The 14,806-nt window shown below is 71.9% G+C and carries 15 protein-coding genes; 14 read left to right on the forward strand and 1 reads right to left on the reverse strand.

The features are described from left to right. Positions 1 to 1,091 (reverse strand): YihY/virulence factor BrkB family protein (locus BGM09_RS16410; protein ID WP_188282342.1); only part of this gene is annotated, 1,091 nt, incomplete at its 3' end. Between the two features lie 18 nt (positions 1,092 to 1,109). Here BGM09_RS16410 and BGM09_RS16415 point away from each other — a divergent pair. From BGM09_RS16415 to BGM09_RS16470, 14 genes are all read left to right on the forward strand, one after another. Continuing rightward, entirely contained in the window at positions 1,110 to 2,777 is a 1,668-nt protein-coding gene (locus tag BGM09_RS16415; RefSeq protein WP_188282343.1) for an acyl-CoA dehydrogenase family protein, read from the forward strand. 381 nt (positions 2,778 to 3,158) lie between these two features. After that, positions 3,159 to 4,436: a GAF domain-containing protein gene (locus BGM09_RS16420; protein WP_411158317.1), complete on the forward strand. Its 1,278-nt coding sequence runs from the start codon at positions 3,159 to 3,161 to the stop codon at positions 4,434 to 4,436. Between the two features lie 207 nt (positions 4,437 to 4,643). After that, the gene (locus tag BGM09_RS16425) at positions 4,644 to 5,195 is read left to right on the forward strand and encodes a GNAT family N-acetyltransferase (RefSeq protein WP_188282345.1); all 552 of its coding nucleotides are present in this window, start codon (positions 4,644 to 4,646) and stop codon (positions 5,193 to 5,195) included. A gap of 136 nt (positions 5,196 to 5,331) precedes the next feature. Continuing rightward, a complete protein-coding gene (locus BGM09_RS39185; protein WP_355338823.1) occupies positions 5,332 to 5,415 on the forward strand; it encodes a putative leader peptide in 84 nt (27 codons plus the stop codon). A 155-nt stretch (positions 5,416 to 5,570) separates the two neighbouring features. Further along, the gene (locus tag BGM09_RS16430; protein ID WP_188282346.1) at positions 5,571 to 7,295 is read left to right on the forward strand and encodes a nitrite/sulfite reductase; all 1,725 of its coding nucleotides are present in this window, start codon (positions 5,571 to 5,573) and stop codon (positions 7,293 to 7,295) included. Then, positions 7,292 to 7,477, forward strand: a complete 186-nt coding sequence (locus BGM09_RS37745; protein WP_223187117.1) for a hypothetical protein — start codon at positions 7,292 to 7,294, stop codon at positions 7,475 to 7,477. The genes BGM09_RS16430 and BGM09_RS37745 overlap by 4 nt, the downstream gene beginning before the upstream one ends. After that, positions 7,474 to 8,178 carry a phosphoadenylyl-sulfate reductase gene (locus BGM09_RS16435; protein WP_188282347.1) on the forward strand — a complete coding sequence of 235 codons (705 nt, stop codon included), beginning with the start codon at positions 7,474 to 7,476 and terminating at the stop codon, positions 8,176 to 8,178. Before BGM09_RS37745 ends, BGM09_RS16435 begins: the two co-directional genes overlap by 4 nt. 20 nt (positions 8,179 to 8,198) lie before the next feature. Then, the gene (gene cysC, locus BGM09_RS16440) at positions 8,199 to 8,738 is read left to right on the forward strand and encodes an adenylyl-sulfate kinase (protein WP_188282354.1); all 540 of its coding nucleotides are present in this window, start codon (positions 8,199 to 8,201) and stop codon (positions 8,736 to 8,738) included. After that, complete coding sequence (cysD, locus tag BGM09_RS16445) at positions 8,735 to 9,670, forward strand: sulfate adenylyltransferase subunit CysD (RefSeq protein WP_188282348.1); 936 nt, start codon at positions 8,735 to 8,737, stop codon at positions 9,668 to 9,670. The genes cysC and cysD overlap by 4 nt, the downstream gene beginning before the upstream one ends. A gap of 2 nt (positions 9,671 to 9,672) precedes the next feature. After that, a complete protein-coding gene (locus tag BGM09_RS16450; RefSeq protein WP_188282349.1) occupies positions 9,673 to 11,067 on the forward strand; it encodes a sulfate adenylyltransferase subunit 1 in 1,395 nt (464 codons plus the stop codon). Positions 11,068 to 11,328: 261 nt separating this feature from the next. Further along, entirely contained in the window at positions 11,329 to 12,474 is a 1,146-nt protein-coding gene (locus BGM09_RS16455; protein ID WP_188282350.1) for an aliphatic sulfonate ABC transporter substrate-binding protein, read from the forward strand. 82 nt (positions 12,475 to 12,556) lie between these two features. Continuing rightward, a complete protein-coding gene (locus tag BGM09_RS16460) occupies positions 12,557 to 13,351 on the forward strand; it encodes an ABC transporter ATP-binding protein (RefSeq protein WP_188282351.1) in 795 nt (264 codons plus the stop codon). After that, positions 13,338 to 14,273 carry an ABC transporter permease gene (locus BGM09_RS16465; RefSeq protein WP_188282352.1) on the forward strand — a complete coding sequence of 312 codons (936 nt, stop codon included), beginning with the start codon at positions 13,338 to 13,340 and terminating at the stop codon, positions 14,271 to 14,273. The genes BGM09_RS16460 and BGM09_RS16465 overlap by 14 nt, the downstream gene beginning before the upstream one ends. Next, the coding region (locus tag BGM09_RS16470) for a sirohydrochlorin chelatase (RefSeq protein ID WP_188282353.1) at positions 14,273 to 14,806 on the forward strand (534 nt) is incomplete at its 3' end. The genes BGM09_RS16465 and BGM09_RS16470, both read left to right, overlap by 1 nt.

Consider the following 14,806-nt stretch of genomic DNA (forward strand, 5'->3'; position numbering starts at 1 on the left):
ACGTCGGCGTGCGGCAGGAATTCCGCCCACCGCTCGGGGTATTCGGCGGGCGGGTCGTCGTCGGGATCGCCGTCCTCGTCCCCGGCGTACCCGGCCCTGCGGGCGGCGGCCTGCGCGACGACCTCGGCCGCCGCGGCCTCGCGCAACCTGGCGTTCTCCTCGCGGGCCGCGGCGGTGGCCAGCGACGGCCACACCCGGTCCACGGCCGCGTTGACGGCCGCGCCGACCAGGACGGCGAAGGCGGACACGCCGATCCACAGCAGGACGGCGACCGGCGCGGCCAGCGAGCCGTAGATCGTCGGCCCCTCGACGGTGTGGGTGAGGTAGATCCGCAGGACGAAGCTGCCGACCACCCACATCAGCAGCGCGATCAGCGCGCCGGGCACGTCCTCGTACCAGGCGGAGCGCACCGGCACCGAGACGTGGTAGAGCGTGGTGAGGAAGGCGATCGAGGCGAGCAGGACGGCGGGCCAGTACAGCACCGCGACCGCGCCCTCGCCGCCCGGCAGCAGGTCCACCACCGCGTCGGGTCCCGCGACGACCAGCGGCAGTACGGCGGCGCCCAGTATCAGCGCGACGACGTACAGCACCAGCGACATCAGCCGGGTCTTGACGATGCCGCGGCGGCCCTCCAGGCCGTACATGATGGTGATGGTGTCCACGAAGACGTTGACCGCGCGGGAGCCCGACCACAGGGCGATCAGGAAGCCGAGCGAGATCAGGTCCGGGCGGCGGCCGTGGAAGACGTCGTCGACCAGGGGTTTGACGAGCTGGTTGACACCCTTGTCGGAGAGCACGGTGGAGGACGCCGTGAGGATGTTGTGCCGGATGTGGTCGATGGTGTCGAGGCCGATGACGGTGTCAACGTAGCCGAGGGCGCCGACCAGGCCGAGCAGCAGCGGCGGCAGCGACAGCAGGACGAAGAAGGCCGCCTCGGCGGCGAGGCCGGTCACCCGGTACTCCATGCAGGAGTTGACGGTGTCCTTCAGCAGCAGCCAAGCGACCTTGCGCTTGGAGACGTTGCGGTACACCACCCGAGCCCGGCGCCACCTGCTCGGGCGACGATGACCTCTTTCTTCGGCTGCTCGCACCCCCTTACGTTAGCTGCCATGAGCACCCTCACTCACACGGTGACCAATCAGGCTCCGCCGCTGGTCGGCCATGACGTGTACAGCACCGACAGCGCCCTCGTGGAGGCCGTGGCCCGGCACGCCGATCCGGCGGGGCTCGCGGAGATCACGGACGAGTTGAGCACGCTGGGCAAGGCCGCGGGATCCGCCCAGGCGCAGCGCTGGGGTGAGGAGGCGAACACGTACTCGCCCGTACTGCGCACCCACGACCGCTACGGCAACCGGATCGACGAGGTGGACTTCCACCCCTCGTACCACCGGCTGCTCGGGCACGCGGTCACCGCAGGTCTCACCGACGCCTGGTCGCGGCCCGACGGGCACCTCAGGCGGGCCGCCGGGTTCCTGGTCTGGTCGCAGGTCGACGCCGGGCACGGCTGTCCGGTGTCGATGACGCACGCGGCGGTGCCCGCGCTGCGCACCGACCCGGCGCTGGCCGCCGAGTGGGAGCCCCGGCTCGGGTCGCGGGTCTACGATCCGCGGCTGGTCGCGGGCGGCGAGAAGCCGGGCGCGCTGTTCGGAATGGGCATGACGGAGAAGCAGGGCGGCTCCGACGTACGGGCCAACACCACGCACGCCGAGCCGCTGGCGGAGGACGGCGCGTACGCGCTGACCGGGCACAAGTGGTTCTGCTCCGCGCCGATGTCGGACGGCTTCCTCGTCCTGGCCCAGGCGTCCGCCTCGGCCGCCTCCGGCGCCTCGGCAAAGGACGGTCTGACCTGCTTCCTGCTGCCGCGCGTGCTGCCGGACGGTACCCGTAACGTCTTTGCGATCCAGCGGCTGAAGGACAAGCTCGGCAACCGCTCCAACGCCTCCTCGGAGGTGGAGTTCAGCGGTACGTGGGCGCGGCGGGTCGGCGAGGAGGGGCGCGGGGTGGCCACCATCATCGAGATGGTCGCGGCGACCCGTCTCGACTGCGCGCTGGGCTCGGCCGCCCTCATGCGGCAGGCCGTGGCGCAGGCCGTGCACCACGCCACGTACCGCAACGCCTTCGGCGGGCCGCTGGTCGACAAGCCGCTGATGCGCAACGTGCTGGCGGACCTCGCGCTGGAGTCGGAGGCCGCGACGACCACGGCGCTGCGGCTGGCGGCGGCCTGCGACGCGGACACCGAGCAGGAGCGGCACTTCCGGCGGCTGGCGGTGGCCGTCACCAAGTTCTGGGTCACCAAGCGCTGTCCGGTCGTCGCGGCCGAGGCGCTGGAGTGCCTGGGCGGCAACGGCTACGTGGAGGAGTCCGGCATGCCGCGGATCTTCCGCGAGTCGCCGCTGAACTCGGTGTGGGAGGGCTCGGGGAACGTCCAGGCCCTCGACGTGCTGCGCGTCCTCCAGCGTGAGCCGCTGGCCCTCAACGCCTTCCTGGCCGAGCTGGGCCTGGCCCGCGGCGCCGACCACCGCCTCGACGGCGCCGTCAAGGACCTCCTCGGCGAACTCGCCGACCTCGACGGTGTCGAGACCCGCGCCCGCCGCATCGTCGAGCGAATGGCGCTGGTCCTCCAGGGCACCCTCCTGGTCCGCTTCGCGCCCCCCGAGGTCGCCGACGCCTTCTGCGCCTCCCGCCTCGGCCACGACTGGGGCGCCACCTTCGGCACCCTCCCCCACACCCTCGACCTGTCCTCGATCGTCGACCGCGCCCGCCCGGTCCAGTCCTAGCCCTCGGCCGCTCGCCCGCCGCGACAGAACGAAAAACGGCGCGGCAGCGGCTGTCCCTCCGCTCGCCCCCCGAAGGGGGAGCAGAAAGGTTTCCGCCGCCGCGCCCACGGAGGGTGGCGCCGCGCCGACTCGGCACCACCCCCGGTCTGTTGGGCCGTCAGGCCGACCGTCTCGGCAGCGCGGGCGGGGAGCTGCCGCGCACCGGTGACGCCGCGTCACTCTCCGTCGAAGTCGCGTACGCTCGCAATGGTTGCAGCCCGTTGCACAGGTCGTCAGATCGTGTGGGGACCTCCTGTGGAGGGGATGGAAATCGCGACGGCCGGGCCCGTACGGCGGCAGCATGGGCAGTGGAAGACGGAGAGCACGCAGGGCGGGGGCGACGTGACACACTTTCCGATCCAGGTCGGCCGGAGGGACGCGATGGACGCCCGCGCGTCCGCGCACCTGCTGGCCTCGGTCCGGGAAGCCACTCTTGCGGGTGATGTGCCGCCGAAGCCGCCGCGGCCGGTGATCGGCGCGTCATGGACACGCGCCCTGAGCCGGGGCCTGGACCCGGACACCGGTCGCAACGACGGACTGCTGGGCACCGACGAGCTGGAGTACCGGCGGCAGTCCACCCCGCTCGGCGGTCTGCTGCCGCTGCTGCGCGACGGTCTGCACGCGGTCGCGGACGTGGCCGGGCACATCATGATCGTCACCGACCCCGAGGGCCGGGTGCTGTGGCGCGACGGCAGCCTCGCGTCCCGCAAGTCCCTCGCCGACCGGCTCGGCTTCGCCGAGGGCGCGAGCTGGGCCGAGGACGCGGTCGGCACGAACGCGATCGGCACGGCGCTGGTGACCGGCACACCCCTCCAGGTGCACTCGGCCGAGCACTTCGTGCGCAGTCTGCACGGCTGGACCTGCGCCGCGGCGCCGCTGCGCGATCCGCGCGACGGACGGCTGCTGGGCGTGGTGAATGTGACCGGCCCCGCCTCCACCGCGCACCCGGCGAATCTGTCGCTGGTCTCCGCGGTGGCGAGGGTCGCCGAGGGCGAACTGCGGGCCAGGCACTGGGCGGCGGTCGAGCGGCTGCGGTCGGTGGCCGCGCCGCTGCTGGCCCGGATGGAGGGCCAGGCGCTGGCCGTCGACCCCAACGGCTGGGTGGCCGCGGTGGTCGGGATGGCGCCGCCGGACCGGCTGCAACTGCCCGCGGCCGTCAGCGCAGGACAGATGTGGCTGCCGTCGCTCGGCCTGTGCTCGGTGGAGCCGCTGCCGGGCGGCTGGCTGGTACGGCTCGGCAGCCGCGGGCGGGCGTCGGGCGCGAGCCAGGTGGTGCTGGACGTGAGCCGTCCGCGCAACTGGATGGTGACGGTGAGCGGCGCGGCCGGGAGCTGGGCGCAGCAGCTCAGCCCGCGCCACGCCGAGCTGCTGTTCGTGCTCGCGGTGCACCGCGGCGGCAGGACCGCGGCCGAGCTGGCGGCCGATCTGTTCGGCGATCCGAGCCGTACGGTCACGGTGCGCGCGGAGCTGTCCCGGCTGCGGCGGAATCTGGCGGGCGTGCTGGCCCACCGGCCGTACCGCTTCGCCGACGGGGTGAATGTCGAACTCGTCCGTCCGCACCTCCCGTTGGACCTCCTCCCGCACTCGCTCGCGCCCGCGGTGCTGGCCGCGCGCCGCTGACCGTACGGCCGCGGCGGCGCGGCCGGTCACCGTACGTGTCCTGGCGTATCCGTGTGATGACCATCGAACGAGTCGGCGGCGCGGCCGTCAAGAGGACGAGTCGGCGGCGAGGGGGCGCGCGGAGCGCGGTACGGGCGCGGGCCGGGAGCGAGATCCGGCCACCGGGCGTCCGGTCGCGGCCTCCGGACAGGCCCTAGGCTGGGCCGTATGAGTACGCCCGTGACCACCTGGTCCCTCGAACTGACCTCGCCCGACGAGCTGCGGGCTGCGGCCGTGCCGCCCGAGGCGTCGGGTGTCCGGATCGTGCGGTCCCAGGTCCCGTCGGCGGAGTTCGGGCGCTTTCTGTATACGGCGGTCGGCGCGGACTGCGAGTGGCGGGACCGGCTGCCGTGGCCGCCGGAGCAGTGGCGGTCGCATCTGGCGCGGCCCGGCACCGAGGTGTGGGTGGCGTACGAACACGGCACCCCCGCGGGCTATGTGGAGCTGGGGGCGCAGGACGCGGGCGTGGTGGAGATCGTCTACTTCGGGCTGCTGCCGGACTCCAGGGGCCGCGGCCTCGGCGGCCATCTGCTGTCCTTCGGGACCGAGCGGGCCTGGGACCTGGGCGACCGCTGGGCGGGACGGGCGCCGACCGGGCGGGTGTGGGTGCACACCTGCTCGCTGGACGGGCCGTACGCGCTGGACAACTACCGGCGGCGCGGCTTCCGGGTGTTCGACACGACGGTCGCCGTTTCCTCCTCCACCCCGCCGGGCGCGTGACCGTCCGAGCACGGGTCGGGGCGGTCGTGCCGGTCAGAGCGTGACCGACGCCACAGTTTCTCACCTGGTGAGATTATCTGGTCCACATAATGGATGGCGGTGGACTCTCCGGAGACCCGCATGCCACGCTTTCGTCATGTCACGCACTGGAATCGCCTTGGTAGGTCGGCCGCACGTCGACTTCTGCCGCGTGTCCAGCGCCATCTGTCCGGCGGTCTGACCGACTTAGCTCCGCTCCCCGCCATCCCCGTCGTCGTGGATGCCCGGGAGTCCCCGGCCGCCCCGCTGTGCTTCACAGCCCTGCGTTTTCCCAGGCCATAGGGTGCTCCCGCGCGCAATCGACCGTATTCGAGCCTGCCCGAAGGACGCATCGCCATGGCTTCCACCCCTGACCTGCCCCAGACTCCGGCCGCGGACGCCGCCGCCGGGGCTGCCGCGTCGCGCCGCAAGGCCGGGCGGCACCGCGGTGAGGGCCAGTGGGCCATGGGTCACTTCACGCCGCTCAACGGCAACGAGCAGACCAAGAAGGACGACGACGGTCTCAATGTGCGGACACGCATTGAGACGATCTACTCCAAGGCCGGATTCCAGTCCATCGACGGCGCCGACCTGCGCGGCCGGATGCGCTGGTACGGGCTGTACACGCAGCGCCGCCCCGGGATCGACGGCGGCAGGACCGCCATCCTGGAGCCGGAGGAGCTGGACGACGAGTTCTTCATGATGCGGGTCAGGATCGACGGCGGCCGGCTGACCGTGGCCCAGCTCCGGGTGATCGGCGAGATCTCGCAGGAGTTCGCCCGCGGCACCGCCGACCTCACCGACCGGCAGAACATCCAGTACCACTGGATCCGGATCGAGGACGTACCGGAGATCTGGCGCCGCCTGGAGGCGGTCGGCCTGTCCACCATGGAGGCGTGCGGCGACACGCCCCGCGTCATCCTCGGCTCGCCGGTCGCGGGCATCGCCGAGGACGAGATCATCGACGGCACCACCGCGATCGACGAGATCCACGACCGCTACATCGGCAGCAAGGAATTCTCCAACCTGCCGCGGAAGTTCAAGACCGCGGTCTCCGGCTCGCCGCTGCTGGACGTGGCGCACGAGATCAACGACATCGCCTTCGTCGGTGTCCGGCACCCCGAGCACGGCCCCGGCTTCGACCTGTGGGTCGGCGGCGGGCTGTCCACCAACCCCAAGCTCGGTGTGCGGCTGGGCGCCTGGGTGCCGCTGGACGAGGTGCCCGAGGTGTGGGCGGGCGTCATCGGCATCTTCCGCGACTACGGCTACCGGCGGCTGCGCGCCCGCGCCCGGCTGAAGTTCCTGGTCGCCGACTGGGGTCCGGAGAAGTTCCGCCAGGTGCTCCAGGACGACTACCTCAAGCGCGAGCTGACCGACGGCCCGGCGCCCGACCAGCCCGTACAGCAGTGGCGGGACCACATCGGTGTGCACCGGCAGCAGGACGGCCGCTTCTACGTCGGCTTCGCCTCGCGGGTCGGCCGGATCGACGGCGCGACGCTGACGAAGATCTCCGAACTGGCCGCCGGGCACGGCTCCGACCGGCTGCGGACCACCGTCGACCAGAAGATGCTCGTCCTGGACGTCGAGGAGTCCCGGGTCGAGGCGCTGGTCGCGGGTCTGGAGTCGCTGGACCTCCAGGTCACGCCGTCGGCCTTCCGGCGCGGCACCATGGCCTGCACCGGAATCGAGTTCTGCAAGCTCGCCATCGTGGAGACCAAGGCGCGCGGGGCCTCGCTCATCGACGAGTTGGAGCGGCGGCTGCCGGACTTCGACGAGCCGGTCACCATCAACATCAACGGCTGCCCCAACTCCTGCGCCCGTATCCAGGTCGCGGACATCGGTCTCAAGGGGCAGCTCGTCACCGACGCGGACGGCGAGCAGGTCGAGGGCTTCCAGGTGCACCTGGGCGGCAGCCTCGGCCTGGAGGCGGGCTTCGGCCGCAAGGTCCGCGGTCTGAAGGTCACTTCGGCGGAGCTGCCGGACTATGTGGAGCGTGTGCTGACCCGCTTCCAGGCCGGTCGCACCGACGGCGAGCGCTTCGCGCAGTGGGCGGCGCGCGCCTCCGCGCAGGAGCTGTCATGAGCGAGCGGGCCGCGCCGTTCTACTGCCCCTACTGCGGGGACGAGGACCTGCGTCCGTCCGGGGAAGGCCACGGCGCGTGGGAATGCCACGCCTGCAATCGCGCATTCACGCTGAAGTTCCTCGGGCTGCTGTCCAGGTCCAGGGGAACGACCGCCAACTCCCCGCATGGAGGCGCCTCGTGACCACCGCACAGCACACCGCAGAGGACTTGCGCACGCTGGCCGAGCAGGCGGGCCGCGACCTGGAGGAGGCGTCCGCGCTCGACGTGCTGCGCTGGGCCGCCGACACCTTCGGGCCGCGGTTCTGCGTGACGTCCTCGATGGAGGACGCCGTCGTCGCGCACCTCGCCTCGCGGGCGCTGCCCGGCGTGGACGTGGTCTTCCTCGACACCGGCTACCACTTCCCCGAGACCATCGGGACGCGGGACGCGGTCGCGGCCGTGATGGACGTCAACGTCATCACGATCAGCCCGCGGCAGACCGTCGCCGAGCAGGACGCCGAGTACGGGCCGAAGCTGCACGACCGCGACCCCGACCGGTGCTGCGCGCTGCGCAAGGTCGCTCCGCTGGAGGAGGGCCTGCGCGGCTACGAGGCATGGGCGACGGGCCTGCGCCGCGACGAGTCGCCGACCCGGGCCGACACCCCGGTGGTGTCCTGGGACGAGAAGCGGCGGAAGGTCAAGATCGCGCCGATCGCCCGCTGGACGCAGGACGACGTGGAGGCGTACGTCGCCGAGCACGGTGTCCTCACCAACCCGCTGCTGACGGACGGTTACGCCTCGGTGGGCTGCGCGCCGTGCACCCGCCGGGTGCTGGAGGGCGAGGACGCCCGCGCCGGCCGCTGGGCGGGCCTGGGCAAGACCGAGTGCGGGATCCACCTGTGACGACCAGTCAGGAGTTGGGGATGACCACCGGCGCCACCGTCTGGCTCACCGGTCTGCCGAGCGCGGGCAAGACCACCATCGCCTACGCCCTCGCCGAGCGGCTGCGCGCGCAGGGCCGCCGGGTCGAGGTGCTCGACGGCGACGAGATCCGCGAATTCCTCTCCGCGGGCCTCGGCTTCAGCCGCGAGGACCGGCACACCAATGTGCAGCGCATCGGCTTCGTCGCCGAACTCCTCGCCTCGCACGGCGTGTTGGCGCTCGTCCCGGTCATCGCGCCGTACACCGACAGCCGCGAGGCCGTCCGCAAACGCCACCAGCAGCAGGGCACCGGCTATGTCGAGGTGCATGTCGCGACACCGGTCGAGGTCTGCTCGGTGCGTGACGTCAAGGGCCTGTACGCCAAGCAGGCCGCGGGTGAACTGACCGGCCTGACCGGCGTGGACGACCCGTACGAGATCCCGGCCGACCCCGATCTGCGGATCGAGACCGACGGCCGCACGGTCGAGGAGTCGGCTTCCGTCCTGCACGCGCTGCTTGTCGAGAAGGGGCTCACCATATGACCGCCGCCGTCGCGCACTCCGGAAGCACGGACAGCCCGTACGCCCTCTCGCACCTGGACGCGCTGGAGTCCGAGGCCGTGCACATCTTCCGGGAGGTGGCGGGCGAGTTCGAGCGGCCGGTGATCCTCTTCTCCGGCGGCAAGGACTCGATCGTCATGCTGCACCTGGCGCTGAAGGCGTTCGCGCCCGCGGCGGTGCCGTTCTCGCTGCTGCACGTGGACACCGGGCACAACTTCCCCGAGGTGCTGGAGTTCCGGGACCGTACGGTCGCCGAGCACGGCCTTCGGCTGCATGTCGCGATGGTGCAGGAGTACATCGACGACGGGCGGCTGCGCGAGCGCCCCGACGGCACCCGCAACCCGCTCCAGACCGTGCCGCTGACCGAGGCCATCAGGGGGCACCGCTTCGACGCGGTGTTCGGCGGCGGTCGGCGCGACGAGGAGAAGGCGCGGGCCAAGGAGCGGGTGTTCTCGCTGCGCGACGAGTTCTCGCAGTGGAACCCGCGCCGCCAGCGCCCCGAACTGTGGCAGCTCTACAACGGCAAGCACGCGCCGGGCGAGCACGTACGGGTCTTCCCGCTGTCCAACTGGACCGAGCTGGACGTGTGGCAGTACATCGCCCGCGAGAAGATCGCACTGCCCGAGATCTACTTCGCGCACGAGCGCGAGGTGTTCAACCGGTCGGGGATGTGGCTGACCGCGGGCGAGTGGGGCGGCCCGAAGGCCGGTGAGCCGCTGGAGACCCGCCAGGTGCGCTACCGCACGGTCGGCGACATGTCCTGCACGGGCGCCGTCGACTCGGCCGCCACCACGCTCGACGCGGTGATCACCGAGATCGCCGCCTCCCGGCTGACCGAGCGGGGCGCGACCCGCGCCGACGACAAGATGTCGGAAGCCGCGATGGAAGACCGCAAGCGCGAGGGGTACTTCTAACCATGACCGCCACCACGGGTCCCACCAACCCCCTCACCGCCGAGCAGTTGTCGGCCACCACGCTGCTGCGCTTCGCCACCGCGGGCTCCGTCGACGACGGCAAGTCCACGCTGGTGGGGCGGCTGCTGCACGACTCCAAGTCGGTGCTCACCGACCAACTGGAGGCGGTCGAGCGGGCGTCGCTCGGCCGCGGCCAGGAGGCCCCGGACCTGGCGCTGCTGACCGACGGCCTGCGGGCCGAGCGCGAGCAGGGCATCACCATCGACGTCGCCTACCGCTACTTCGCCACCGCGCGGCGGCGGTTCATCCTCGCCGACACCCCGGGCCATGTGCAGTACACCCGCAACATGGTCACCGGCGCCTCGACGGCGGAGCTGGCCGTGGTGCTGGTGGACGCCCGCAACGGCGTGATCGAGCAGACCCGGCGGCACGCGGCCGTCGCGGCCCTGCTGCGCGTCCCGCACGTGGTGCTCGCGGTCAACAAGATGGACCTGGTGGAGTACGCGGAGCCCGTGTTCGCCGCCATCGCCGAGGAGTTCACCGCCTACGCCGCCTCGCTGGGCGTCCCGGAGGTCACCGCGATCCCGATCTCCGCGCTGGCCGGTGACAATGTCGTCGAGCCGTCCGCGCACATGGACTGGTACGGCGGCCCGACCGTACTGGAGCATCTGGAGACGGTTCCGGTCAGCCACGACCTGACCGGCTGCCCCGCCCGCTTCCCCGTGCAGTACGTGATCAGGCCGCAGACCCCGGAGCACCCGGACTACCGCGGCTACGCGGGCCAGATCGTCTCGGGGCTGCTGCGCGTCGGCGACGCGGTGACGGTGCTGCCGTCGGGCCGAACCACCACGGTCTCCGGGATCGACGCGCTCGGTGAGGCGGTCGACACCGCGTGGGCGCCGCAGTCGGTGACGGTGCTGCTCGCCGACGACCTGGACATCTCGCGCGGCGACATGATCGCGCCGACCGCGACGGCGCCCGCGCTCACCCAGGACATCAGGGCCACGGTGTGCCATCTGCACGAGCGGCCGCTGCGGATCGGCGACCGCGTACTGCTCAAGCACACCACCCGGTCGGTGAAGGCGATCGTCAAGGCGCTGCCGTACCGGATCGACCTCTCGCACGGCCTCGCGCACGACAACGAGCCCGCCGAACTGGCGGTCAACGACATCGGCGCGGTGCTGCTGCGGACCGCGGAGCCGCTGCCGGTGGACGCGTACGCGGACTCCCGGCTGACCGGTTCCTTCCTGCTGGTCGACCCGGCCGACGGTACGACGCTGACCGCGGGCATGGCGGGCGAGGCGTTCGCGGTGAAGGCCCAAGACGGGACAGGCACGGCAGACAAGAAGGACACGGCCGCGGGTGGCGCGGCCGACGACAAGGGTTGGGACTTCTGACGATGACTCAGGATGCCTTCTCGGGTTTCGCGAAGGAGGGCGGCCGTGTCGGCAGCGGCTCGCTCGGCGCGGGTACGGGCGGGGTCGCACGATGTGTGCGCTGACGCGCCCGGCCGCGGACCACGGGCACGCCGTGACCGCCGCCGTACCCCAGCGCCGCGCACAGCGGCCCCCGTTGCACCGCTTTCGAAGACCTGACGAACTTCCGGCCGCGCCCTGACAACGAGCGCGACACGCCGGGCCTTACGAGAGGACACCCACGTGTCTGCCCAGTCCCGTCCCGTATCCCGCGCCCCGCGCCGCCGCAGACTCACCGCCGCGGCAGCCGCCCTGCCGATCCTGTTCGGCGCTCTCGCCGCCTGCGGCTACGGCTCCAACGACGACAAGTCGAGTGACGCGACGACCGCGCCGGCCGCCAACGCCGGTGCCGACGCGAAGAAGCTCTCCGCCGACCAGGTCAAGATCGGCTACTTCCCGAACCTGACGCACGCCACCCCGCTGGTCGGCCTCAAGGAAGGCATCTTCCAGAAGGAACTGGGCGCCACCACGGTCAAGGAACTGACCTTCAACGCGGGCCCCGAGGAGATCGAGGCGCTCAACGCCGGTTCCATCGACATCGGCTGGATCGGCCCCTCCCCCGCGATCAACGGTTACACCAAGTCGAACGGCGCCAGCCTGAAGATCATCTCGGGTTCGGCGTCCGGCGGTGTGAAGCTCGTCGTCAACCCCGACAAGATCAAGACCCTGGACGACGTCAAGGGCAAGAAGATCGCCACCCCGCAGCTCGGCAACACCCAGGACGTGGCGCTGCTGAACTGGATCAGGTCCAAGGGATGGAAGGTCGACGCGCAGAGCGGCAAGGGCGATGTGTCGGTGGTCCGCACCGACAACAAGATCACCCCCGACGCGTACAAGCAGGGCTCCATCGACGGCGCGTGGGTGCCGGAGCCCACCGCGTCGAAGCTGGTCGCCGAGGGCGCGAAGGTGCTGCTGGACGAGAGCACGCTGTGGCCCGACAACAAGTTCGTGATCACCAATGTGATCGTCTCGCAGAAGTTCCTCAAGGCGCACCCGGACGTGGTCGAGGCGGTGCTGCGCGGTTCGGTGAACACCAACGCGTGGATCGCGGCCAACCCCGACAAGGCCAAGGCGGACGCGAACGACCAGCTCAAGAAGCTGACGCAGAAGGCGCTTCCGGCCAACATCCTCGACCCGGCCTGGAAGTCCATCCAGGTGCTGGACGACCCGCTGGCGAAGACCGCGGGCGAGGAGGCACAGCACGCCGTGGACGCCGGTCTGCTCAAGGCGCCGAAGCTCAACGGGCTGTACGACCTGACGCTGCTCAACAAGGTGCTCGCGGCGGACGGCAAGCCGACGGTGGACGCCGCGGAGCTCGGCACTCAGTAGCACCGCCCGCGACACCCGCCCCTCGACGACCCGTAGCGGCGTCAACCGCACCCGCCCCGTAGGACCCCAGGAGGTGACATCCATGGCCGACACCCTCACCAGTGCCGACGCGCAGACCGCGGAGCCCGAGGCGTACGCCGCGCGGCTCGACCATGTGTCGAAGGCGTTCGGCAGGCCCGGCGCCCGGCAGCTCGTGCTGGACGACATCACGCTCGACGTGCGGCCCGGTGAGTTCGTCTGCCTCCTGGGGGCCTCGGGGTGCGGCAAGTCCACCCTGCTCAATCTGGTCGCCGGACTCGACAAGCCGTCCGCGGGCGCCATCGCGGCGCCCGGCGGGCGGCCCGCCCTGATGTTCCAGGAACACGCGCTGTTCCCGTGGCTGACGGCGGGCAAGAACATCGAACTGGCCCTGCGGCTGCGGGGCGTGCCCCGTGAGGAGCGCCGCCCCGAGGCCGAGCGGCTGCTGGACCTCGTACGGCTCGGCGGCGCGTACGGCAAGCGGGTGCACGAGCTGTCCGGCGGTATGCGGCAGCGCGTGGCACTGGCCCGCGCGCTCGCCCAGGACAGCCAACTGCTGCTGATGGACGAGCCGTTCGCGGCGCTGGACGCCATCACCCGCGATGTGCTGCACGACGAGCTGACCCGGATCTGGTCCGAGACCGACCTGTCGGTGCTGTTCGTGACGCACAACGTGCGGGAGGCGGTACGGCTCGCGCAGCGGGTCGTGCTGATGTCGTCGCGGCCGGGGCGGATCGCCCGTGAGTGGACCATCGACATCCCGCAGCCGCGCCGTATCGAGGACGCGGCCGTGGCGGACCTGTCCGTCGAGATCACCGAAGAACTGCGTGGGGAGATCCGCCGCCATGGCCAGCACTGAGACGTCCGCGCAAGGCGCCGTCCCGCTCGGGAAGACGGACGAGCCGGGCGCCGCGGACCGGCACGACCTGTCAGGGCTCGAAGCGGGCCTCGACGCCCTGGAGACCGTCGAGGTCCGGCGGGCGCCCTTCTGGGAGATCCTGTTCAAGAAGGTGCTGCCGCCGGTCACCGCGATCCTGCTGGTGCTGGTGGTGTGGCAGCTCGCGGTGTGGGGCGGTTTCTCCGACCCGACGAAGCTGCCCAGCCCGCACGCCGTCGGCCAGGCGCTGTCCGAGCGGTGGAACGAGGGCGACCTGCTCTCCATCATCTGGACCAGCGTGCAGCGCGGCCTGCTCGGCTTCGTCGCCGCGCTGGCCATCGGCACCCCGCTGGGCCTGCTGGTGGCCCGTGTGCCGTTCGTACGGGCGGCGATCGGGCCGATCCTGTCCGGGCTCCAGTCGCTGCCGTCGGTGGCGTGGGTGCCCGCCGCGGTGATCTGGCTGGGCATCAACGACTCGGCGATGTACACGGTGATCCTGCTGGGCGCGGTGCCGTCGATCGCCAACGGCCTGGTGTCCGGCATCGACCAGGTGCCGCCGCTGTACCTGCGCGCGGGCCGCACCATCGGCGCGACCGGCCTGCGCGGCGCCTGGTTCATCCTGCTGCCCGCCGCGCTGCCCGGTTACGTAGCGGGCCTCAAGCAGGGCTGGGCGTTCTCCTGGCGCTCCCTGATGGCCGCCGAACTCATCGCGTCCTCACCGGACCTGGGTGTCGGCCTCGGCCGCTACCTGGAGAACATGCGCGAGGGTTCGGACATGGCCGGGGTCTTCCTCGGCATCCTGCTGATCCTGTTCGTCGGCATCGCCATCGACCAGATCATCTTCAGCCCGCTGGAGCGCTGGGTGCTGCGCAGCCGCGGCCTGACCGCCGGGGCCCAGCAGTAGTGCGCCCCGCCGCCCGGCCCCCCCTGGTCGTCATCGCGCACGGTTCCCGCGACCCGCGGCACGCCGAGACCGTGCGCGCGCTGACGCGGCGGGTCGCGGCGGCGCGGCCGGGTCTGCGGGTCGAGACCGGCTTCCTGGACTTCTGCGCGCCCTCCGTACCCCAGGTGCTGGAACGGCTCGCGGCCGAGGGCCTACGGGAGACCGTCGCCCTTCCGCTGCTGCTGACCCGCGCCTTCCACGCCAAGGCCGACATCCCCGCCGTACTGCGGGACGCCCCCTCCCGGCTGCGGATCACGCGGGCCGACGTGCTCGGCCCGTCGCCGCTGCTGGTCGCCGCCTTGGAGCGGCGGCTCGCGGAGGCCGGGCTGCGGCCGGGCGACCGCGCGTCGACCGGTGTCGTACTGGCCTCCGCGGGCTCCACCGACCCGGAGGCGAGGGCGGTGATCGCCGACATCGCGCGGGAGTGGCGGCGCACCGGGTGGCACGCCGTGCGGCCCGCGTTCGCCTCCGCCGCCCTGCCGCGCACCGAGGAC

The organism is Streptomyces sp. CBMA29 (assembly GCF_014596445.1).
Lineage (GTDB): Bacteria > Actinomycetota > Actinomycetes > Streptomycetales > Streptomycetaceae > Actinacidiphila.

What these genes read in the sequence shown, in the direction of transcription:
- BGM09_RS16415 (WP_188282343.1), top strand. Translation starts at nt 1,110, where the DNA reads ATGAGCACCCTCACTCACACGGTGACCAATCAGGCTCCGCCGCTGGTC.
- BGM09_RS16425 (WP_188282345.1), top strand. Translation starts at nt 4,644, where the DNA reads ATGAGTACGCCCGTGACCACCTGGTCCCTCGAACTGACCTCGCCCGAC.
- BGM09_RS39185 (WP_355338823.1), top strand. Translation starts at nt 5,332, where the DNA reads ATGTCACGCACTGGAATCGCCTTGGTAGGTCGGCCGCACGTCGACTTC.
- BGM09_RS16430 (WP_188282346.1), top strand. Translation starts at nt 5,571, where the DNA reads ATGGCTTCCACCCCTGACCTGCCCCAGACTCCGGCCGCGGACGCCGCC.
- BGM09_RS37745 (WP_223187117.1), top strand. Translation starts at nt 7,292, where the DNA reads ATGAGCGAGCGGGCCGCGCCGTTCTACTGCCCCTACTGCGGGGACGAG.
- cysC (WP_188282354.1), top strand. Translation starts at nt 8,199, where the DNA reads ATGACCACCGGCGCCACCGTCTGGCTCACCGGTCTGCCGAGCGCGGGC.
- cysD (WP_188282348.1), top strand. Translation starts at nt 8,735, where the DNA reads ATGACCGCCGCCGTCGCGCACTCCGGAAGCACGGACAGCCCGTACGCC.
- BGM09_RS16450 (WP_188282349.1), top strand. Translation starts at nt 9,673, where the DNA reads ATGACCGCCACCACGGGTCCCACCAACCCCCTCACCGCCGAGCAGTTG.
- BGM09_RS16460 (WP_188282351.1), top strand. Translation starts at nt 12,557, where the DNA reads ATGGCCGACACCCTCACCAGTGCCGACGCGCAGACCGCGGAGCCCGAG.
- BGM09_RS16465 (WP_188282352.1), top strand. Translation starts at nt 13,338, where the DNA reads ATGGCCAGCACTGAGACGTCCGCGCAAGGCGCCGTCCCGCTCGGGAAG.